At 53.0% G+C, this 21,468-nt stretch carries 23 protein-coding genes; 9 read left to right on the top strand and 14 right to left on the bottom strand.

Annotation, left to right across the window (positions count from 1 at the left end; translation table 11 throughout):
- Window positions 1-6: 6 nt before the first annotated feature.
- From AB7F10_RS19365 to AB7F10_RS19355, 3 genes are read right to left on the bottom strand one after another with little or no spacing between them, the layout of a single operon-like run.
- Window positions 7-1,080 (bottom strand): maleylacetate reductase, encoded by a 1,074-nt coding sequence (locus tag AB7F10_RS19365; RefSeq protein ID WP_428563545.1) that lies wholly within the window; start codon window positions 1,078-1,080, stop codon window positions 7-9.
- Window positions 1,080-2,510 (bottom strand): glutamine synthetase family protein, encoded by a 1,431-nt coding sequence (locus AB7F10_RS19360; RefSeq protein ID WP_428563547.1) that lies wholly within the window; start codon window positions 2,508-2,510, stop codon window positions 1,080-1,082. Before AB7F10_RS19360 ends, AB7F10_RS19365 begins: the two co-directional genes overlap by 1 nt.
- A gap of 30 nt (window positions 2,511-2,540) precedes the next feature.
- Window positions 2,541-3,857, bottom strand: coding sequence for a Rieske 2Fe-2S domain-containing protein (locus AB7F10_RS19355; RefSeq protein WP_428563549.1), 1,317 nt, complete (start codon window positions 3,855-3,857; stop codon window positions 2,541-2,543).
- Window positions 3,858-4,017: 160 nt separating this feature from the next.
- On the opposite strand from AB7F10_RS19355, the gene AB7F10_RS19350 reads away from it, so the two are divergent.
- The 3 genes from AB7F10_RS19350 to AB7F10_RS19340 all read left to right on the top strand — a co-directional run bounded on the left by AB7F10_RS19350 (window position 4,018) and on the right by AB7F10_RS19340 (window position 6,423).
- Entirely contained in the window at window positions 4,018-4,341 is a 324-nt protein-coding gene (locus tag AB7F10_RS19350) for a 2Fe-2S iron-sulfur cluster-binding protein (protein WP_428563551.1), read from the top strand.
- On the top strand, window positions 4,341-5,570 hold the full coding sequence (locus tag AB7F10_RS19345) for an NAD(P)/FAD-dependent oxidoreductase (RefSeq protein WP_428563807.1): 1,230 nt from the start codon (window positions 4,341-4,343) through the stop codon (window positions 5,568-5,570). The genes AB7F10_RS19350 and AB7F10_RS19345 overlap by 1 nt, the downstream gene beginning before the upstream one ends.
- Window positions 5,571-5,637: 67 nt before the next feature.
- A complete protein-coding gene (locus AB7F10_RS19340) occupies window positions 5,638-6,423 on the top strand; it encodes an IclR family transcriptional regulator domain-containing protein (protein WP_428563553.1) in 786 nt (261 codons plus the stop codon).
- 36 nt (window positions 6,424-6,459) lie between these two features.
- Here AB7F10_RS19340 and AB7F10_RS19335 read toward each other — a convergent pair whose 3' ends face one another.
- The 10 genes from AB7F10_RS19335 to AB7F10_RS19290 all read right to left on the bottom strand — a co-directional run bounded on the left by AB7F10_RS19335 (window position 6,460) and on the right by AB7F10_RS19290 (window position 16,943).
- Complete coding sequence (locus tag AB7F10_RS19335) at window positions 6,460-7,242, bottom strand: ABC transporter permease (protein WP_428563555.1); 783 nt, start codon at window positions 7,240-7,242, stop codon at window positions 6,460-6,462.
- 10 nt (window positions 7,243-7,252) lie between these two features.
- The gene (locus AB7F10_RS19330) at window positions 7,253-8,038 is read right to left on the bottom strand and encodes an ABC transporter permease (RefSeq protein WP_428563557.1); all 786 of its coding nucleotides are present in this window, start codon (window positions 8,036-8,038) and stop codon (window positions 7,253-7,255) included.
- A gap of 6 nt (window positions 8,039-8,044) precedes the next feature.
- Entirely contained in the window at window positions 8,045-8,998 is a 954-nt protein-coding gene (locus AB7F10_RS19325; RefSeq protein ID WP_428563559.1) for an ABC transporter substrate-binding protein, read from the bottom strand.
- 36 nt (window positions 8,999-9,034) lie between these two features.
- Window positions 9,035-9,892 carry an ABC transporter ATP-binding protein gene (locus AB7F10_RS19320; RefSeq protein WP_428563561.1) on the bottom strand — a complete coding sequence of 286 codons (858 nt, stop codon included), beginning with the start codon at window positions 9,890-9,892 and terminating at the stop codon, window positions 9,035-9,037.
- Window positions 9,893-10,038: 146 nt separating this feature from the next.
- Window positions 10,039-10,944, bottom strand: coding sequence for an amidohydrolase family protein (locus tag AB7F10_RS19315; RefSeq protein WP_428563563.1), 906 nt, complete (start codon window positions 10,942-10,944; stop codon window positions 10,039-10,041).
- A 2-nt stretch (window positions 10,945-10,946) separates the two neighbouring features.
- Window positions 10,947-12,275: a class-II fumarase/aspartase family protein gene (locus tag AB7F10_RS19310; protein ID WP_428563565.1), complete on the bottom strand. Its 1,329-nt coding sequence runs from the start codon at window positions 12,273-12,275 to the stop codon at window positions 10,947-10,949.
- Between the two features lie 74 nt (window positions 12,276-12,349).
- Window positions 12,350-13,066: a protocatechuate 3,4-dioxygenase subunit alpha gene (pcaG, locus tag AB7F10_RS19305; protein WP_428563567.1), complete on the bottom strand. Its 717-nt coding sequence runs from the start codon at window positions 13,064-13,066 to the stop codon at window positions 12,350-12,352.
- Window positions 13,067-13,182: 116 nt separating this feature from the next.
- Complete coding sequence (gene folP / locus AB7F10_RS19300; RefSeq protein WP_428563569.1) at window positions 13,183-13,998, bottom strand: dihydropteroate synthase; 816 nt, start codon at window positions 13,996-13,998, stop codon at window positions 13,183-13,185.
- A gap of 551 nt (window positions 13,999-14,549) precedes the next feature.
- The gene (locus AB7F10_RS19295) at window positions 14,550-15,578 is read right to left on the bottom strand and encodes a hypothetical protein (RefSeq protein WP_428563571.1); all 1,029 of its coding nucleotides are present in this window, start codon (window positions 15,576-15,578) and stop codon (window positions 14,550-14,552) included.
- A gap of 9 nt (window positions 15,579-15,587) precedes the next feature.
- Window positions 15,588-16,943, bottom strand: coding sequence for a hypothetical protein (locus AB7F10_RS19290; protein WP_428563573.1), 1,356 nt, complete (start codon window positions 16,941-16,943; stop codon window positions 15,588-15,590).
- Between the two features lie 141 nt (window positions 16,944-17,084).
- Here AB7F10_RS19290 and AB7F10_RS19285 point away from each other — a divergent pair, with 141 nt between their 5' ends.
- From AB7F10_RS19285 to AB7F10_RS19270, 4 genes are all read left to right on the top strand, one after another.
- Complete coding sequence (locus tag AB7F10_RS19285) at window positions 17,085-17,435, top strand: hypothetical protein (protein ID WP_428563575.1); 351 nt, start codon at window positions 17,085-17,087, stop codon at window positions 17,433-17,435.
- A complete protein-coding gene (locus AB7F10_RS19280) occupies window positions 17,432-17,803 on the top strand; it encodes a helix-turn-helix domain-containing protein (RefSeq protein ID WP_428563577.1) in 372 nt (123 codons plus the stop codon). The genes AB7F10_RS19285 and AB7F10_RS19280 overlap by 4 nt, the downstream gene beginning before the upstream one ends.
- Window positions 17,804-17,808: 5 nt before the next feature.
- On the top strand, window positions 17,809-18,795 hold the full coding sequence (locus tag AB7F10_RS19275; RefSeq protein WP_428563579.1) for an ImmA/IrrE family metallo-endopeptidase: 987 nt from the start codon (window positions 17,809-17,811) through the stop codon (window positions 18,793-18,795).
- Window positions 18,796-19,060: 265 nt separating this feature from the next.
- Window positions 19,061-19,390 (top strand): DUF3768 domain-containing protein, encoded by a 330-nt coding sequence (locus tag AB7F10_RS19270; RefSeq protein WP_428563581.1) that lies wholly within the window; start codon window positions 19,061-19,063, stop codon window positions 19,388-19,390.
- Window positions 19,391-19,407: 17 nt separating this feature from the next.
- Here the strand turns inward: AB7F10_RS19270 and AB7F10_RS19265 are convergent, their stop codons facing one another.
- Window positions 19,408-19,650, bottom strand: coding sequence for a helix-turn-helix domain-containing protein (locus tag AB7F10_RS19265; protein ID WP_428563583.1), 243 nt, complete (start codon window positions 19,648-19,650; stop codon window positions 19,408-19,410).
- Window positions 19,651-19,813: 163 nt separating this feature from the next.
- On the opposite strand from AB7F10_RS19265, the gene AB7F10_RS19260 reads away from it, so the two are divergent.
- Both AB7F10_RS19260 and AB7F10_RS19255 read left to right on the top strand, forming a co-directional pair.
- The gene (locus AB7F10_RS19260) at window positions 19,814-20,254 is read left to right on the top strand and encodes a hypothetical protein (protein ID WP_428563585.1); all 441 of its coding nucleotides are present in this window, start codon (window positions 19,814-19,816) and stop codon (window positions 20,252-20,254) included.
- 235 nt (window positions 20,255-20,489) lie between these two features.
- Window positions 20,490-21,467, top strand: a complete 978-nt coding sequence (locus AB7F10_RS19255) for a tyrosine-type recombinase/integrase (protein ID WP_428563587.1) — start codon at window positions 20,490-20,492, stop codon at window positions 21,465-21,467.
- Window position 21,468 lies beyond the last annotated feature (1 nt).

Genomic DNA, 21,468 nt, shown 5'->3' with positions numbered 1-21,468 from the left:
TTTATTTCATGCGGCTTCGATTAATGGCGGATCACCGCGGTAGGCCCGTTGCAAAAGCTGCAAGATCGAACTGCGAGTGACTGGGCGCGGATTTTCGTATCGATTTTCCAACACGAGGTCGGCAGCCCGTCGCAGGTCCGACGCCTTCATGCCTAGTGCTTGAAGAGATCTCTGAATGCCGAGTGATTTGCCGAGTTCGTAGAATGCGAGTGCCGGATCTTCGTGGCCTATTGTGGCGATTAGAATCTTGGTCGCGTCCGGCGTGACGGTCGCGTTATAGGCGGCGGTGTGAGGCAACAGGGCCGCATGTGTTTCCGAGTGCGGCAGGTCGAACGAACCACCCAGCACATGGCAGAGCTTGTGGTGTAGCGCCATCGGCGCCATTCCCAGGCATGATCCGCACAGCCAACTTCCATAAAGTGCAGCGGTACGCGAATTTCGATCTTCCGGCGTGGCTACGACTTGGACGAGGCTATGAAACAGCGAGCCTATTCCTTCCGCCGCCATAAAACGCACAATCGGACCGCACTCCGGCCAGTAGAGAGCTTCCAGACCGTGCGCGATTGCGTTGAGGCCGGACGAGGCCAATACCATTGCCGGTACTGACAAAGTCAGGTCCACATCGTAGATAACAGTCTTGGGTAATATCTTCGTATTGCGCCGGGTTTTCTTTTCACCGTTGGCGGTTTCGCCAATGATCGGTGTCATTTCCGATCCCGAATAGGTCGTTGGAATAGCTAAATGAAATAGATCCGTTCGGAACGATATTGCCTTGCCAAGTCCGATCGCAGAGCCGCCGCCAAATGAAACGACGCAATCGGCGCTGACATTATGTGCAATATCCACCGCGAGCTCTGTAACACTAAGCGGGGTGTGCATTTTCGCGTCGGAAAATGCCCCGACGCACAGTGGACCAAGCGATTGCGCAATAGCTTCAATCTTTCTGCGCTGGCCGGGCGTGGACAGAAGTAGCGCGCGTCGACGACCGGCCGCTTCCAGCTCCGACGACAGTCGCGCAACGCTGCCCCGCGCGAATATGACTTTCGAGCCAAGGCCCATATGAACAAAGTTTGGGACCATCAGAATATCTCGAGATATTCACGTTGTTCCCAATCGGTTACCGTCATTGCGAATCGCTTGAGTTCCGCAGTTTTTATATGAATGTAGTAGTCAATAAACTGCTCACCAAATGCCTCTTGGAAGCACGAGTCTTCGCGGAGAGCACGCAACGCAGCGTCAATACTTGTGGGAAGCGATTGTGTTTGCGCTTCGTAAGGAACGTCGGCGGACCGGCCGGGCGCCAGAGATCCGTTGATCCCGTGTAGTCCCGAAAAGATTTGAGAGCTTATGTACAGATACGGGTTGGCCGCAGGTTCACCAATGCGATTCTCCAACCGCATGGAGTCGTCAGCGTTGCTACCTACGACACGCACCATAACGCCGCGATTGTCGCGACCCCAATTTGCGCGATCCGGGGCGAGGGAATACGGACGAAATCGCTTGTAACCATTGATCGTGGGCACAGCAAAAGCTGTAGCCGCAGGTGCGTGCTTCAGGAGACCGCCAAGATAGTAACTGCCAATTTCCGAAATTTGATTTTCGGTTCCGACGAAGGCATTCCGGCCCGTCTTCAGATCCTTCAGAGATTGGTGGAGGTGCCATCCGCTCGACATCACATTCGGCAGTTGCGGACGACACATAAAGGTCGCGTGATAACCCATGCGACGGCAAATTTGCTTGGTTGCGTTTCGGAACAAGATCATATTGTCCGAAACTTCCAGAGCGCCGCCTGGCTTGAAGGTAAATTCACACTGGCTAGGGCCGTACTCGATTTCGACTGTGCGCAACGGCAAGCCCAAAGCGATGATGTAGCGGCGAAGCGGCTCCAGCACATGCTCGATTTGGTCGCTTCGAAGTTCCGTCAGATACTGATAGCCATGATTTATCAGGCTGACAGTGGGCGGTTCTCCAGGCTGGCCTGAGTCTTGAAGACCCATCCGGGAATCTTCGAGCTTAAATATGTGAAATTCGACTTCCAAACCTGCGACTAATTCGTATCCGGAATGGCTGGCCGCTTCCGTGGCACGCTTGCAAATCTGGCGGGTCGCAAAGGGGACCGGATTTCCGTTGGGAAAATAGGCATCGCACAGGATCCAGCCAGTTGATGGAGACCACGGCAGACTGCGAAACGTGGTTGGGTCGGCGACCAATACCACGTCGGCGCCGCCCTCCATCTCCTTCATATTAAACCCGCCGCCAGCCTCGAATACGGAATACACGTTTCTGTGCGACGTATCCTTTGTGAAAAGCGTACTTGTTAGAGGACAGCCACTTCGCAGGGCATTCCGTACGGCCGCCGCCAGAATTGTCTTGCCACGAAGGATTCCGTGTTGATCTGGGAACGAGAACCGAACGACCTCTATTCCATCCTTTTCAATTCTCCGTTCGACGTCGTCCGCACTCGCGGACTGCTCGCTTGACCACAATCCGTGGCGCTCGACGAAATCCATTGCAATTACTTCTTTGATTGGAATGGCCGCTCAGGCGGACTTGCGCAGCCAAGCAGCGCCTGACCTTCGTTTGGCTTCAACCTGTTTCCAGTACGCCTCCCAACCGTCGGTGGGCCCTATGCCATCGACAGTTGCGGGTCCGGTTATCTGTCGTGCCTCGACCTCATCCAATCTCATGATCGGCTTTTCGCCGGCCTGTGCTTGGTCGATCGACTGCACGAGTAGTTTCCGATAGGCAATAATTGCTTTGTCGGACTGTCCGAGATGCTCGCGTGTACGGTCCTGAATTCGACCCTGCGATTCGATCGCCCATTGATCGTGGACGTTGATGTCGGAACCCATCCCCGTATAGGTCTGGCTTTTTTGCTCCTCGGCACTGTAGCCGTAATCATTTCCACGGTTCAGTCGTGGCTTGTAGTCAGGCAGCGTGTAGAGCTTCAGGCGTTGCTCGCGCATTTCCTGCTTATTTACCGGGGCGCTGAAGCTGGTAAAAATCGCATACCAATAGCAAGATTCATCGTCAGTCGGCACGTGCCACTGAGTGATCGTCATTTCTCCGCTAAGCGGGATCACAAACGCGTGCGGGAATACGAGATTTGTTACACGAACATGCGTTCTGTTGTCGTCGATCTCCCGAAGTGCGAGCAACCGCAATCCAAATTCTGTCAGTTTCACGTCAATACTCGGACACGGATATTCGCGCATAATTTTCGTCATCGGAATATCGGAGTCTGCCGAAGTGCTACGAAATTGTTTGCCGTAGGAGTGACTAGGATCTTCGTCTTCTTCGAAGCGGTGCAGAAAAGATGCGTGCGCTGGGTCTATTCCAACTTCAAGAGCCTGAAGCCAGTTACAATCTATGTATCCCTTGAAAGCGAAGGTGTGTGTATCGGGCGCGACAAAACAATCGAGATCAGCGAATGCAGGAGGATCGCCCTCTCCGAGGTAACCAAAAATAATTCCATTTCGTTCCGCGACGGGATAGGACCGTTGCCTGATGTTTTGACAAAGTCGGCTTCCCTTGGGCTCCGCTGGTGTTTCAAGGCACCGCCCTTTGGTGTCGAACAACCAGCCGTGAAAAACGCAACGCAGACCTCCGTTTTCGAGTCGTCCAAAACTAAGGTCCGTCCCACGATGCGGACAATCCCGGTCAAGCAGTCCCAACCTGCTATTTTCGTCCCGGAACAACACGAAATCCTGTCCGAGTAACCGGACAGCCTTTATGGGGCGCGACGGATCGAGCTCTTCACTTAGTGCAACGGGCTGCCAGTAGCATCGCATCAGCTTTCCTGTTGGGGTCCCCGGAGCGACTCTCGTAATCTTGTCGTTCTGCTGCACGCTGAGCATTGATCAATTCCCTTGTTCGTATATCGAACATTCGTGCGATAAATATACCGCGGCAGGTCTTCAGAGTCGACCCCAAATTCAAACCATTGGGAAAATATGAATTGTATATGGATCAGCAATTTGATAAACGAACATTTGTTCATTATACGAACGACGCAAAATGCCTAAAGTACTATTTGTTGAAGCGGACGGAATTCAACGGCTCGTCGACGCCAATGTCGGAGAGAGCCTGATGTCTACGGCAATACGCTCGAATATCAAAGGCATCGAGGCGGATTGCGGTGGCTCCTGCTCTTGCGCGACATGTCACGTGTATGTTGATCCGGTCTGCCTTCAAATGATCCCTAGACCGGAATCAAATGAAATGGAGATGCTTGAGGGCGTTGCCGCGGAGCGTCGCGCGAACAGTCGGCTGAGCTGCCAGATTGTCGCGACCAACGGCATCGACGGCCTGAAAGTCGAGATTCCAGAAAAGCAATCTTGATGCGTGATGGCCTGTTGATCGTGGGCGGCGGCTATTCTGCGATCCAGCTGGCGGCTTCCGCTAGGCAGTTTGGATATTCCGAAAAGATTCGAATAGTCAGTTGTGAGGGTGAGCTGCCCTACCAGCGCCCACCTCTATCAAAGGGCTTCCTGGTCGGCTCGGTACCAGAAGAGCGATTGGCATTGCGCTCGGAAGCGTTCTATAGGGAGAACGATATTGAATTGATGTTGAATACCGAGGCAATTGCCCTCGATGTCAGTTCTTCAATTGTTGGTATGAGCGATGGTGCTCAATTGCGATACGATTATCTTGGATTTGCCACGGGTTCCCGGCCCCGACAATTGATGGTGCCTGGAGCGGCCCTCAAAGGGGTTTACTATCTAAACTCCATTGAAGACGCGCGATCTCTAGCTTCGGCCATTGAAGACGCACATTTTATTGCAGTCATTGGCGGCGGCTTTATCGGGCTGGAGGTGGCGTCGTCAGCGCAGAAGCTTGGAAAAGAAGTCGAGGTATTCGAATCTCAACAACGCATTCTCGGCCGAGTTGTTGCACCGGAGGTCGCGGCATTCGTTGAGAGATTGCATGCCGCGAAAGGAGTAAATATTCGAAAAGGGAAAATTGTTCGAAAACTTATTGGCTCTCATGGACGTGTCACTCATTTGGAATGCGAAGACGGTTTCCGTACTGCCGCTGACATTGTGGTCGTTGGTATCGGTGCTGTCCCAAATGTCGAGATAGCCAGCGCGGGTGGCGTCACGTGTACGAATGGTATCGTCGTAGACGAGTTGACCAGATCAAATATACCGAACATTCTCGCTGCAGGCGATTGCACCAATCATTTCAATATCCACGCGGATGAGTGGACACGCCTTGAGTCAGTGCAAAATGCGCTGGATCAGGCAAAAACCGCGGCTGCAACGATTGCCGGATTGAATAAGCCATATTTGGCCACGCCATGGTTTTGGTCGGACCAATTTGACTGCAAACTTCAAATTGCGGGGATTTCTTCGGGCTACGATTCGGTCGTGATTCGCTCAAGGAACTCATCGAGAGGCGAGGCATTCATTGCATTGTATTTCCGGGCCGGAATGCTGATTGCCGTTGATACGATCGATGCGCCGGCCGACCATATGGCCGCGCGGAAGCTACTCGCAAAACCGCGTTCCGTGGGCAAAAACGATCTAGAATCGTTCGATTTCGATATCGCCGCCTATGCAAAAAAATAGGGTAGCGGGTCACCTGAAACCTACGGTAATTGTGTCACGAACGAAAAATGCTTACGGCACAGAAAAAATGGCTCGTATTCGGCGAAGGAACGGTATCTCAGATGAACCTAATTTTATCGCCGGCCTCGCACGAGGCCTGCAGATAATTTTGGCCTTCGACGCCGAGCGCCAGAAAATGACGCTCAGCGATATTTCCAAGATCGTCGATCTGCCGCGGGCTACGGTTCGGCGCTCTCTATATACGCTGGGCGTGCTTGGTTACGTGGAGAATGATGGTAGACTGTTTCGCCTCTCTCCGAATATTTTGAAACTTGCTTCGGCCTATCTCCTTTCAAATTCAGTGGCGACTGTTTTGCAACCCGCCTGCGAGAGAATTTGCGGGGAGGTCGAAGAAATGTGTTCGGCCGCAGTACTGGATGATCAGGACGTTGTCATAATCGCGCGGGCGTCTCCTCCGCGCGCCACCGCGCTAGGAATCGGCGTCGGATTTCGGATTCCAGCCGCTGCTGGCGCTCTCGGCCGCACACTACTCGCCTCGCTTCCCGATGCGGATATCGAGCTGTTTGTTAGCCGTCTTAAGCCGGTGCGGCATACACCTCAAACAATTATCGACAAGCGGGCAATTAAAAAGGCGATTTTTGACGCCAGGAAACAAGGCTACGCATATGCCGACCAGGAGGTCGAGGTGGGCTATCGATCTATCGCGGTGCCTCTCCTGGCTTATGACGGAAAAACGGTCGCGGCACTTCACATAGGCGCGCTGGCTGAACGCGTAACAACAAAAAAGATGCTGGCGGAGTTTCTTCCCGTACTGCAGAGAGAGGCTGCCTTGCTCAAAACGCAACTGATTTAGTCGCGTGGAGGGCCCATAAATTTCAAAGCTAAACTATTAGATTGGCGAGTTGCGCGCGCCAACTGTCTGGTGACGCCAGTTTAGTACGCGATAATCAATCGCGAGATAAATCTTATTAATAGCCAACGCAACAAATGCGAGGACGACAAGGCCCGCTATTCCGTCCACCAGCCGGAAATGTTCTTGGCTTCGCAGCAAGAATATGCCCATCCCATCGGTGCTCAACAGCATCTCCGCAGTGATGCTAACGAGTATAGATACGGATACACTAATGCGAACTCCAGCCATGATTTGTGGGAGTGTCGCCGGCATGAACACAAGCATTGCGGCTTCAAAACTGGATAATCGTAGCGACTTCGCCGCCAGCGCCAAAGATGGGTGCAAACCTCTGGCGCCATCGATTGCATTCAGAAGAATCGGAAAAGCGGCCGCATAAAATATGACCAGAACCTTGGCGGCATCTCCGATTCCAGCAATGAGCATCATCAGCGGTATGATTGCCGGCGTCGGCAATGGTCGCAGCAATTCGACGATCGGCTCGACAACACGCGCAAGCGCCCTGCTTCTACCGATAGCGACCCCGAAAGGTATCATTGTGAGAATTGCCAGAAGCAATCCGATCATCGCGCGCTTTAGCGTATGCATCATCTCGATCGCAAGCTCTGTACGAAGCTCAACGATCCGCGCGGCTACCTCGGTCGGCGACGGGAAATCCTTGATTGCGAATAAATGGAGTCGCGCACTCATTTCCCAGACTGCCAAGACCACGATGATCGAGGTCGCACCCAACAGCCATCGACGTTCTGCGCTAAGTTTCATCGTTTAGTACCTACTCGGCCGGATGCGATGCTGAAAGCTGACGTGACAATCCCAAGTGCCACGCGGTCAGCAGATATCGCACCTGATTTGTCACCCAATTGAGTACGGATCCGTTTATTCCTGCGATAATTACAAAGGCGAACATTAAGGGAATTTGGAGAGAAAACGCGCTGTCGAAAAGTTGGAAGCCGATTCCGCCGCGGCCCGCCAGCATCTCGACGACGATTGTCGCAAGAAACGCAATTCCGATACCAACTCGCAATCCAGTGAAGATTTCTGGGAGCGCAACCGGAAACCTGATCAGGATCAACTCTTCAAGCCTTCCGCATCCGAATGACCTTCCGGTATCGATCAACACGCGATCAACGGAATTTAACGCATTTGCGGTGCTTACATATATTGGCCACACGCTCGCAAAAGCGATCGTGAAAAGAAAAAGCTCTTTTCCTATGCCAAGAAAGAAAATCGAAATCGGTATCATTGCTGCCGGTGGAATTGGACGAAGCAGTTCGACGATTGGAGCAAGCATCGCATCGAATACTTCGGAGCTGGATGCAGCGACAGCCAGCGTAATACCAATCCCGGCAGCTACAGCCACACCTGAGAGAGCCCTGCCGATTGTCAGCGCTTCGTCGCGCCAAACACTTTCGGAAAACAGGGTCTCCCAGAGGGCCATCAGCACCGTGCTGAGCGGCGGGAAGAACTGCGACGGGAGTATCTCCAGGCGAGATACAACTTCCCAGACAATCGCAATTGCGACGATCCCGTAAATCCGCGTCAGACGGTTTGCAAGCATCACCAGTTACTTTAGGCTTTCGACGATCTGCTTCGCGTCGAACTTTGTTTTGATCATGCCGGTCGAATACTGCGCATCGACGATGGCCTGGACGCTCGACGCCGGAATGTCGGTCATGTACACAACGAATTTAGCCTCTTTAGCAAGTTCCGGCGTCAGCTTTGTGTACTTTGTCAGGATGTCGCGTGCCTCGGACGGGTTCGATTTTAGGACGTCTACCCCACGCTGCAGCGCCTTCCTAAACCGGATAGCTTTGTCTTTATTTTTTGTGAGCCATTCATCGCTGGCAAAGATGCCGGAATTGAGGTGCGGCGTTTTGATATCGCGCTCCAGAACGAGGCCAGACATTACAACAGGTCCGATTTTGTTGTGCCGCATCTGAGTTAGGAATGGATCGGTGGTACAGGCAGCGTCAATGTTACCGGTCGAAATCGCTGCTGGCATTTGCGGGAACGGCAAAGTAGTGAATTTGACGTCTTTTTCCGCAATCCCTGCTTTTTCGAGCTGCACCCGAGCAATCAATTCGCATTGACCGCCAAACGTATTAAACGCAATTACCTTTCCTTTTAGGTCCTTGATTGACTTTACCCCGGACTTTTCGCGGCCGACAAAGACGAGGACGTGATCGTCGGGCGCCTTTTCAAAATTCAGCCCAGAGAAGAACTTGAACTTCAGACCCTTAAGGTGGGCGTTGACCAGCGACACGCTGCCTGTGAACCCTATGTCCGCCGAGCCGCTGCCAACCGCTGAAATGATCGCTGGTCCGCCCGTGAGCACGATCGGTTCGACCTCGAGACCTTCATCCTTGAAGTAGCCTTTGCTGTCCGCAATGAAATACGGGATCAGGTCGATGACCTGCAGATATGCGAATTTCAGCTTAGCGGGCTCCGTCGCAGACGCTGGCTGAAATAGGCAAGCCGTTGCGGCGACCGCCGCGGCGAAAATATGCACCTTCTTCATGATTGTACTCTCCGTTTTACAATTCTCGTGACTTTCTCACCCGCTTCCCTTTGCGGGAGCTGGATCGTCGATAACCGCTATGGGAGGTGTCCCTTGGCTGTCGCCCCGAGAGGCACCTCGTACAAGCTCTAGGACCTGGTGGCGCAACTTGAGAAAGCGCGGATCTTCTCGCGTCTCCAGTTGGTCCCTGGGAAAGGTGAGGCTCACCTTGAAGTCGGCGATGACTTTTGAGGGCCGACGAGAGAGAACGCACACGCGGCTGCCCATGTATATGGCTTCCTCGATGTCGTGCGTAACCAAGATGCAGGTTTGCTTGAATTTTGCAAATACCCGCAGCACCAGGTCCTGCATATCTGCTCTTGTTTGAGCGTCAATCGATGCGAAAGGTTCGTCGAGCAGAACCAAATCCGATTGAGATGCCAACGCGCGCGCTATCGCGACGCGCTGTTGCATCCCGCCTGATACCTGCCAAGGATAGTGATATTCAAACGACTCAAGCCCAACAGTTTTCAAAAGTTCAGCTGCGATATCTCGCTTTTCGGACTTGCTCAGACCCTCAAGGCGCCGCATCCCAAACAGAACGTTGTCGATATTGTTCCGCCACGGAAAGAGACTACGACTGTAGTCCTGGAATACAACGGCTACACCCTTTGGTGATCCGCGAACGACTTCGCCTCTGAATAAAATTTTGCCACTCGTTAAGGCCTCAAGCCCAGACAAACAGAGCAGCAGAGTTGTTTTGCCACATCCGGACGGCCCGACGATTGATACGAATTCGCCCGCGCAAATCGAGAAGTTGAGCTGTTCAAAAATTTTGATTGGCGCGTCGACAGCGCCAAAAAACTTGACCGCATTGTCCGCCACCAGCAGTGCCGGTTTGTTGCTTGCCACCATTCTCAGCACGCCGCCTCTCCGCCTAGGAATGTTCGATATACGAACATTTGTCCGTTATATGAAGTTAGTATGACCGTGATCGCTGTACCGTCAAGAGGATGTTTAGTACCGTTCGCGGCTTCTTAGAATTTCGCTCGCCTGAATTTTCAGCCCCCAAATAACCGACGAGGGTTATCAATAAGGATCTGTTTTTGTTGCAGGTCGGTTGGGACGGCATCGATCAGAAAATCAAGCAGTTTTCCGTCGTCTGGCACTCTCGCTGAATCAAAATAAGCCGAGTGAGGCCAATCTGAGCCCCAGATGACACGCTGCGGCGATGCCTCAATTAACGCGCGCGCAAATGGCTTCACGTCCATGTAGGGCGGGCCTTCTTTTGTGATTCTATCCGCCCCACTCATTTTCACCCAAACGTGGTCATAGGATACGAGTTCGATCAATTCTCGGAATGGCTGCTGCTGCAGGCCAAGTACGGGGTTAACGCGAGCCATGTGGTCGATAACGACATTAGCGCCTGCTCGGGAGATGACATCGCAAAGGGGACCAAGGTCAGATGGCGCAAGGTGTAGATCCACGCACCAGCCCAGGTCGCCAGCCCAAAGGCAAACTTGTCGGAAAAGTTCGCTATCGAATTCGCCGCCATGCTCTGGATTGAACGCGAATCGCACACCGCGTGCGCCCCGGCGATGGAGTTGCTTAAGCTCAGGAAACGTTACGCTGTTCTCAACTTTAACAATTGCAAGAAAACGGCCATCAGACCGCTCCACGCAATCGAGTGTCACGCTGTTGTCTGCACCGTGCAGGTTTGGCTGGACGCAAACGCCACGTTCGATGCCAAGGAGATCGCAGAGGGCCTGAAACGACTCGAGCGTCGCTGTCGGCGGCGTATATTTTCGTTCAGAATAGTACGGAAACCGTTCGGGGGGGCCGAAAATATGAAAGTGCGTATCCCAACTTCCACGTGGAGCTCGAATACGCGGCGGAGTCGGTCGCGCAACGGGGCCAAGACACGTCGGTGGCTCACTGCGGGCTGGTTCGAAGGATGCTATTGTCATTATCACACGTTTAGCGTTGCTTGAGCTGCGGCGATTGCACGATCGATCTCGTCCGCAGTATCGCCAAGGTAGTTTTCTGGCTGCGTGATCTCATCGATCGCGGCTATTGATAAATGCTTTCTAATTGTTGAATGCGCCTTGATTTCTGCAACAAAATCATTGCCATTGACGCTACAATGCTTTGCGATTTCATGAAGGATGTCATGCGCACCAAGGCGGCCAACATGCGGTGCAAGTTTCATCATCACCGCTTCGGAAAGTATGGATCCATTTGTTAGTCTTAAGTTCGCCCGCATACGCGTAACGTCAACTTTCAATCCAGCAAGCAATTGATTAGCGCAATTGAGCGAGGACAGCGTGAGCACGCAGCACTGCGGGACAATCTCGTCCTCAATATAGCCTTGAGGCCCCCTCTCATGATCGTGCTGGAAGCTATCAAGGGACATCGACGCATAACGCGCCGACAGTTTTGAGGCAGCTATAATCTGACTACATGCGACCGGATTGCGCTTCTGTGGCAACGTGCTGCTTGTATCGCGGCCCGCCAAGTCTGCCTCAAAAACCTCACCTACCTCGGTCGACGAAAGCGCAGAGATATCAGCTGCAACCTTTCCGAGGGTCGTCATTACAAGCCCGAGGACACATACGGCCTCCGCGATAGAGTCGCGCGTTGAATGCCAGGTCGCGACCGGCGCCGACAAGCTGAGCCTTTGCATCAATTTCCGTCGTGTCTGCTCTCCGTGCTTACCTAGCGAGGCTGTAGTACCAACCGCCCCTCCGAGTTGGCCGACGCAGACACGCGGCAGACACTGTTTAATGCGAGAAGAGTGCCGACAAAGGGCCGCAAGCCATCGCGCAACTTTGCCTCCAAAGGTAATCGGTAAAGCGTGGCCACCAAATGTACGACCCACCATGACTGTCGCGCGGTGGGTGTCTGCCAATGCTACTGATGTTACAATTAGACGTGACAGTTCCTCCTGAACAATTTCAAATGTTGCCTTCAGTTCTATCGCAAGCCCGGTGTCCATAATGTCTTGGGTTGTTGCACCCCAATGGACAAAGCCTGCGGTTTCCTTGGAACACAATTCGGTCAATTGACGTACGAGAGGAGCAATTGGATACCCGATACGATCCGTTGCAGTTTTTAACTTATCAAGATCAATGTTTGCAATTTTCGCGACGGTGCGAATTTCTCTAGCTACTGAATCTGGCAAAATACCTAGTTCGGCTTGAACCTCGGCGAGCAATGCCTCGATTTCAAGATACCGTTCGATTCTCGATTGCTCGGAAAACAGCTGGCTAACCGCCGGCGGAGTTTTGGGTAGAGACATAACTTACTGTTACTCGAGGAACATCGTCACAGCATTGCCATTTGGACTGCGATGAAGTGGAATCTTGCGTCAAGCTATTCGTCGAAGAACGGAGTTTCATTTGTACCGCGCAGCACGATATCGAACACGTACTCGTCGCAGTTTTCGCCGCGTTCAACGATCGTTCTTGATGGACTAACAATCAACCGGTCTCGGGCGACCTGCTCGCTGACCGCATTGAGGATCATATCGACGTCGTTAAGGGGCTCCCCTGCGAAGTACATTTGCGTGATTAACCGCTGCATGACTCCGGCACCAAAGACCGAGAAGTGTATATGCGGCGGCCGCATCCAATCTTGATAGGTTGGAACAGGGTATGGACCCGGTTTAATTGTAAAGAACCGATACTGTCCGCCACTGTCGGTTAGGCAACGACCAAACCCCCTGAAATTGTCGTCCAGCGGCGCTTCATGCTCATCGTCAACCGGATGGCGGTATTTTCCATGGCGATTCGCTTGCCAGATTTCAACCAGCGCATATCGCAATGCATTGCCGTCTTCTCCGAGGACACGACCGGTAACGCTGATCAATTCACCTTCGGCACGCGTCGCATGACCAGACATGAATGCGAGATTGCTTTCCTCTGGATCAACGAGGCGCGGCGGAAAGTAAGGGCCGCTCGTCTGTGATGCAGTTGGCTCAAGATGGATAAGCGGCGCCGCGGGCGTCCGCAATTCGTTGAGCCCATATCCCGGAACGGTACCAATTCGCACGGTCCCTGATACCGGCGATTTTCCACGGCGGGTCGACATCCAGCACCTCAACGTTCGATATACGCACAATCGTTCATTGGACGAACAGTGTAAAGTCCTCTTTTGCACTGTCAAGCGCTACACACGCACTTCGCTTTATTCCGACTTTTTGGTCGTTATTGCGATTGCGCGCGGCGATCGCTTAACGCCCTCGTGACCAAGAGAGCATCACGCAGTGGAGCGGGCTCGTGCGTGCGCAAATAGCTAGCCCCGTGATTTGCGGCCCAGATTTCCGCGGCCAGTGTTGCGGCACCGGATTCGTCCACAGTACGGCTGACAAGATTACGAAGGAAAGATTTTCGCGATACCGAGATCAATATCGGCAATTGAAAGCGATCACAAAGGCGTCTCAAGTTTCCCAACACGAAGGCGGATGCCTCCGGGTTGCTGCTTAGGAAATAGCCCATGCCAGGATCAAGAATTATTCGTTTGGAAGATATTCCAGCCTTAAGCAGAGCGTTTGTCCGCTCAGAGAAAAAACGAATGATGTGATCCCACACAACGGACGGAGTTCTATCGTCTCGAGTTGCGATGCCGTCGCGCTGCATGGAATGCATGACAATGAGCTGGCAATTGCTATGTGCCAATTCTGGATAGAACCAAGCATGCGGAAACCCCCTAATATCGTTCAGAAAATGCACTCCTTGTGAGATTGCAAAGCGTTGCGTTTCGGGATGGAAACTGTCTACTGAGATCTGAGCTCTCTCTTCATGCAAAAACTTGATGAGCGGCGAGATTCGTTCGATCTCCTGCTGAACGCTGACTTTCTGAGCATCTGGATTGCTCGCAGCTGGACCTAAATCAATGATATTGGCCCCTTCGGCAATCAACGCCCTCGCATGAGCTAGTGCAGCCGTTGGCGTTACATATCTTCCGCCATCGGAGAACGAGTCCTCTGTAATATTAAGAATACCAAGAACTTGAACGTTCATGGACGAAGCAATTTTCTTGTTCGAGACCACATTCTCAATCGTCGAAAAATACTTGAGGTCCAATTACCGACTAGAAAAGTTGAGTGGCGGTTCATCTCTATCCGCTAATTGCCACTAAGTACCTTGTCAACTAACGTCGACCGGTGACGTTTGTTGTTTGCCAGCCCCTCAGAGACCGGCAGTAGTGGGCTTGAATGAAGTCGTCTCGGAATTAATGTCCGTCAAATATTGGAAAGTGAATTTACTGCGCGGCTTCGACATACTCGCTCCAAGCCTCGGCATATCCGCGCGACGAGCCACAGTTGAATAGTATTGAAGCTTAGCTCTTCTATTCACAGGCTGTACTGAAGGCCTCAAATACACAACAAGGTCTGCTACACTCGTGAACAATTGCTACTTTGTTCACGGCTTCAATAGATAAATAAAGACTGTTCGCCTGCAATATGATTGCGTGTTCGCCGCTTTTGCCAAATCGTTGCAGACTAGCCCATTCATACAGAAGGGATCGCAAGCTCAGTACCGCTGAATCCACTTTGGTCTACTGGAAAACTTCATATCGACTGCGCTACCCATTCCGCAGCTGGAGTCGAGACCCACTCGCAACGAGCGTGCGGCCCTGCAACTGATTCGATACGAACGGCAGCAGCGCGGTCCGGATTGATAATCGTTACTTCTGAAATGCCCGTCGCCTTTGTCCTCTTTCCATTAGGCTGCATTGCGCCACGCACTTGGTAATCGAACCCACAGCGCAAAATAAATTGAGCATGGATATCTGCCGTAGGCATTGAATAGCCCACAAACACAACCCTCTTTGCTGTGCTCAGCGTTGACGTGCATTTACGCCATAGGTTTCTGAACACAGGCTGCTCGAACCGCTTTAGGTGATGCGGGGGAACAATCAAAGGGAAATATGTACGCTTTGCAGAGATCGGTGACCTGAATTTAAGAAACGCGTGAACGGTTTCCCCCGCTTCCTTGTAAAGTACGGTCCGGCGATCGGATCCGATAAACTTGGCGCTCGGACCCGCAAACCAGTTTAACGAGCCATGCGGTTTGAGCAGAACGGGTGAGGACCACAAGTCGCCTCCAAAACCATAGCTACTTGCGTCAAGCTGAGAAGCGAAGAGAAGTTCATCAAGAATCAGATCCCAATTAAAAGAGATAATTGCCGCGTTTTCTGCGCGCACGAGGTTGCGAAATTTAACCAGCCATGCGGCGTCGGGCTTTTTTGGATTCACTTTTTTCGATAGCTCGTGAAACCATGCAGCAATCTGAGTTAACAGCTCACGCTGAATTTCTCGTAGATCGTTTATCGTGAATGATCCGTCGTATTCACGGCTCGCCTCAAACAGCTCCTCGTTCACAAACATTTCAGACAGAAGTTCCTCGACGTTCGGGAACGAGGAAAAGCGCCTCTCATCAAACCGTGGATGATGAAACTGAATGACTTTGACAAGACGCTTTTTGAAGTTGGCATCGAGACGTGGCCACAAACGTTGCAATAAATCATATGTTAGCGGGTACCCAAGTCCCGCCGAGAAACCGGCTCCAACTACATAAACACATTCTCGTCTGTCCATCTTGTTGCCTTACCAGTTACCGAGAATTTTCCTGAGCAATTTCCGAAATCTGACCACCAGGTGTGAAATCATGATCTCAAAGCGGATGTAGAAGCGGCTTCGATAGGTTTCAGCTCCAATGAGCTGCGCAAATTGACGATCCGATAGCGTATCGTGAAATGCGGGATAGTCAGCTGGATTGGAAGAAAAGCGTGATTTGGTATTGAAATATCCAAAAGCTGGGGCACCGATACCTTGAGCGGACTCAATGAAGCCGCGATATGGAGAAATATGTATTCCGGTAACATGCGAAGTTTCCGATCGCCGAAATAGCGCACCACAAAGGATTTCAGCTCGTCGTCGGAGGCTTGGGCTCAACAATTCATCGGGTGACAAGTCGTTAAACTGTACGGCAATGAAACTAGCTCGCGACCCTGAGAATTGCGTTGCAGCCTTCTCCATAGCTTCTAGCCAGGGCTTTGAGGTGTCGTCCTCAAGAGTGCTGCGCATAACGACGATACAGATACCTTCGTCTGTTATTGGACCGGCGACGTGAAGGCGCTCGCCATACAGACGGATGCAGGCACCGTATAAAGCGCGTTGCCCTTTTGACCTAGCAATCTCAATTGAGCTGTTAACTTTCTCACGTGTAAGGATAAAAAAATCGCCGACTATGCTGGGTAAATCAGTGCCCGAAACTGCGCGCAGTACCGCATCGACAAGAGTCTTCTGCTTTTCCGCATCAGAAGGCAATCGCTCGCTCAAGGTAATTAGCAGGACTTCCTTCGCGCCGGTCGCAGCGCGCCGTTCAAGTGCTTTCTCAATTTTATCAATGAATCTGTAAAAGTCCTTCCGATGTATTTTTCTTCCAGCATCTGCAGATTGGCTTTTGCATTCTACCTCACCCGAGACACCATTTCGCGAAAAACGGATGTCGTATTGTGCCGTCCCCTCCAGATCCGGAAAATCAACCTCATTGCCGCTGTCAAAAAGACGACGAGCAATATCCATTTCAAGGTAGAGAGCTGCGAACCCTGTCTCAGCGCCAAGCGCCGACCGAAGGCGGCCCTGCAACACTTTCTGCCCAGACGGCGTAAGGCGCGCGTGGACTTCGACCACCATCGCGATGAAATGTAAGACGGCCAAGTCCTCTACGATTAGAGGCGGGTTGAGATGTCCATACTTCGCGAGTGCCGCAGCTTGGTCGTTCAGAAGCAGCTCGAGCCAATGGTAGTCAGCCACAATCTTCTGTTGTGCGGGAGAACGTTCAAAATCACGCTTAAGTTGGTGCCACCGCTTGTTCCAGGCATCCTCCCCCGCCAACGCAAGAAATCGCGGAATTAACGACGACAACGCTTCCACATCAGGCGGTAAAAAAATTCGCATGAAATCATTAGCTTAGTTAGGGGCACAGCCTGGTTTTACGCATATCTAGGCGTCCGCAACTCCCAGAGAACAAAATCCTTGCATGTCTGATTTTCAGACATTATAACTATCCCAAAGTCGCCAATTGACACAGAGGGTCCTATGGCGGTCGGTACAGTCAGCAAGCCAGGAAGCACAACTTTAGCGTTTCCAAGGGGCACCGTCGAAGCAAAGCTTCGGGACTTACTTCTCGACGCTGCCCAATCTGATGCGGCTCTAAAAGGCACTACGCTTCCAGCGGACACGCCAGGCAAATGCCAGGCAGGAGTTCAGCTCGACTCACTCAATGTGGTCTCGCTGCTGTGCGAACTTGAGGACCTCGTCAAGTTCGAGCTGAAAGACAGCCTCGTCCGCGCTGGTGGCTACACCTCAGTCAATCAGGCAATGGATCATTTAATGCCGCGCATCGAACAAGCGTGGGTAAAAAATGGACCTAAAGGAGCCAAAAAATGAATGATCAATTCGCTCAGACAAATGAAGTCGCTGAGCGGCAACGGCTCGGCGAGCGGTTACGTGAAGCAAGGAAATATCTGGGACTAAAGCAAGAAGATGTTGCCTCGTACCTGAAAATTCCGCGCACTGCGCTTGGAGACATTGAAAGCGGCCAGCGACGCGTGGAGGCCATCGAGCTGACGCGTCTCGCAAAACTATACAAACAATCCATCAGCTATTTCACAGGCGAAGATGCTGCAGCCTCGGCACTACCTACAAGCGTTTTGTTTTTGGCAAAGCAAGCGGCTGATCTCTCAGATCGAGATCGAGAAGAGCTAAGCCGATTTGTCGAATATCTGCGAGCCCGGTCTCAGACAGCGGGACAGTGATAGCTATGGCGGACACCTACGCAGAGGCAGTTAGAAACGGAACGATGGCAGCGGCCCGACTGCACGTTCAATCCGATACGCGCGCCAAAATGCAAAAACAGGGAGGAAGTATCGACGTATTCAATGCTGCAGTTGCCGAAAACTTGCCGCTACTTCTGCGACCGCTGAAGGGCCTTTTGGGCGCGTATTTGCCTGAACCAACCCCCGGTGTCCTCATCACCACCGAACGTCCGTTGTCAATTCAGCGGTTCACCGCAGCGCACGAACTCGGTCATTTTCGCATGAGGCACAAGCCAAGCTTAGACAACGAGAACATCTTGCGTCGAATGGCGATGGCAAACCTGCCGAAATCAGAAGACCCAGAGTATCAGGAAGTCGAAGCGGATGCTTTCGCTGTCGCTTATCTAATGCCGCGATGGCAAATCGAATGGCACTGCGTGAAGCAAGGTTGGTTGGCGATCGACCTCAAGAAAGCCGATGTTGCGTATCAGCTCGCGTTGCGCTTGGGCGTTAGCTACGAAGCTATGACTTGGACCTTGCAAAGATACAACCTGATTTCAAGAGCTGATGGCAACGCACTGCGACGTATCGAGCCTAAGAGATTGAAGATGGAACTTCTGGAAGATCATCAGCCGAAAGACTATCGCGGCGACGTATGGCGTTTGACTGAGCGCGACGCGGAGACAAGGATTGACGGCAGCCGCAATGATCATTTCGTATTACGACTGAACGAGCATAGTGGCGGCGGTTACCTGTGGAACATCGATCAGTTGAGAGAAAGTGGATTCGCTATCATCCGGGACGGCCGCGAGAACTCGGACACAGTAGGGATCGGTGGACCCGTTGTTCGCCATGTTACGGCAGGTATGGAGCAGGGTCAGCGGGGCGCGGTTTCGCTCAATGAATGTCGGCCTTGGCAAGCCGTTCCAGCGGCATCGCAACACCCTTGCCCTGATGCACACCCCCGAGGCGACGCTGAAGGCGTCGGCTAGCAAATCGAAGGGTCCGAAGTCCTACCCCGCCGACTGGTCGTCAGTCGCTCCGCAGCACATCGTTCTCGCCAAGGAGGATGGCCCGTGTGAGCAGTGGTGGGAAGCGCGCGTCACCGAACAGTCTGCGGATACGCTGGTCCTCACCTGGCTGAACTTCCCGGCCCTGCCGCCTATTCGCCGCCCCCGCACTGACCTTGGCCTGATGCATCCGGCGCCCAAGACACGCTGAGCCGCTTCCTTTCACTCCCTCATCTGGAAACCGCACATGTCCTCACGGGCTGAACGGATCGCCGTACTCAACGATCAACTCCGTAACAATCTCGGAAAAGGTCACGCCCTCATTACATCAGGCGTTGCCGCTCTTGGCGATCACACCGTCTCTCAGATCCTAAAAGCCGTCGCCAGCTTCGATGAATTCTGCGAGGACAATGACCCGCATGGCGAGCGCGATTTTGGCAGCCTTGACGTTCAGGGGCACTCGATCTTCTTCAAAATCGACTACTACGACCTGAGCATGACCATGCACTCGCCCGACCCGGCGGACCCGAACGTTACGTGCCGGGTCATGACGCTGATGTTGGCTGACGAATATTGATAAGCCGCGAACAACGGTTACTTGCTAACCCTTCGTAGCTTGCGAAGGAAAGAAGCCGGGTCAAACCCAATCGCTTCGGCAAAATCGAGCAACTCAACAACATCGACCCGCCTCTGGCCAGTCTCAACTGTAGCAACAAAGGACTGATGTCGCCTTAGCGCCCTCGCGACATCTGTTTGCGTCATTTGAGCCTTACGGCGAGCTTCGATTAAAAGCCGCCGAAACGCTTCATGCCGGGGCGTACCTAGGGTCCTAGGCATCAGTTCGACCTCAGAAAACGGAGGTCAGAACCAATAATCGCGATTCCAGATTATCTAAAAATCAGATATTTTGAAAAGGAGACCATGCACCACCGAATCTCAAGTCGTCGAAAAAACGTACTCAAAATCAATCCTTCTCATCTGCGCTCCGGGGGAGAAACAAATGAAGCCCATTACCGTCATCACACTGTGCATCCTTGCAATTGCTGCAACGACGTCGGCCAACGCAGCCGGACATGCCGTACCGGCAAAATTGAAGTGCTCAAGCCTGTCTTCCGATTCCAAGAAGAACCCGGCGTTCGCCCGGCCCATCAAGCTCGTGATCGACGGTCAATCTTTGACTGGAGAACGCAACACCAAGAAACGTCCGGGGAAGGAAACATACACAGGTATCATCAATCCTGACGGCTCCGCACGGCTCGACGGCAAAGGAAAATTCGATGCGAAGAGAACCGGTTGGACAACGCGCCTGACCGGAGCTGTCAAGCCGAACGGCAAATTGGTTCTATTTCCGGCCTTCGCCGCGAAGCGGCACGAGGTCGCCTCGCGATCGAGCGCATCGCCGGCAAAGACTACACGACGCTCGCAAACATCGAAGAAATGAGGAAGCTATGCCGCGTCCAGGCAAAGGGCCACGGCTCTATTTGCGCGCCGCGAGACCAGATATCGGACGCAAGGCAGTCTGGATCATCCGGGATGGCTCTCGCGATTACGCCACAGGGTGCACTGGAAAGTCGACTTCTGGCGGACCTCCAGAACCTGCCCAAAAAGCCCTAGCGGAGTACATCGCGCGAAAATATCGCCCTGCCCGAAAGCACCGCGAGATTGAAGACATCGATGTGGCCGACGTGTTGGCGATCTATCTGCAGGATACCGAGAGCCGTCAGGCTAACCGCCGTCGATTCCTTGGTCGCATTTACCGTTTGAACGCGTTTTGGGGTGGTATGAAGTTGTCCGAGGTATCTACCGCAACATGTCAGGATTACGCGAGAAAGCGCGGAAACGTCGGCGGCGCTCGTCGTGATCTGGAGGATCTTCGCGCGGCGATCAAGCATCACGCCGCTGAGAATCTCCACCGCGAAGTCGTGTCGATTTGGCTCCCCCCAAAGGGAATGCCTCGCGACCGTTGGCTGACCCGTTCCGAGGTCGCACACCTTATCTGGACCTGCTGGCGATATCGCGAAGTGCAGCGACGGTATCGCGGGAACGAAAAAGGTCTCAACCTGCCGACCACAAAACGGCCGCTCCGGCATCTGGCGCGGTTCATTCTCATCGGCGTTTACACGGGCACGCGCGCGGGCGCGGTAGCATCGGCGTCACCGATCCAAGCCGAAGGTCGGTCATATGTCGATCTCGACCAAGGGGTCTTCTATCGCTTGGCACAGGGGAAACGGGCGACCAACAAGCGCCAGCCGCCCGCCCCTATCCCGCCTCGCCTGCTGGCCCATATGCGGCGGTGGCAGCGAATGGGCTTGGTCGGCGGCCACTTCGTTGAGTTCAACGGAAAGCCAATTTTGTCGGTGAAGACGGCTTTTGCACGGGCAGTCCGTCTCGCCAGACTTTCGACGGAAGGCGGCAAGATCGTCCCTCACACGCTCCGGCACACCGCAGCCAGTTGGTTATTACAGCGGGGTGTGCCGGTTTGGCAGGCGGCGGGTTATCTCGGCATGTCGGCTGCAACGCTCGAGCGCGTCTACGGCCACCATAGCCCCGATCACCTGAAAGGCGCTGCCGAGGCCATAACGAGAAAGGAACGGGAACGGGTTTCTGTGGTCGTATCTGTGGTCGAAGCATCGACCAAGGCCAAGCAGCAGTGAC

The sequence above is a fragment of the Pseudolabrys sp. genome (assembly GCF_050250095.1).
Lineage (GTDB): Bacteria > Pseudomonadota > Alphaproteobacteria > Rhizobiales > Xanthobacteraceae > Pseudolabrys.
This window is presented reverse-complemented; position numbering and strand designations above follow the sequence as displayed.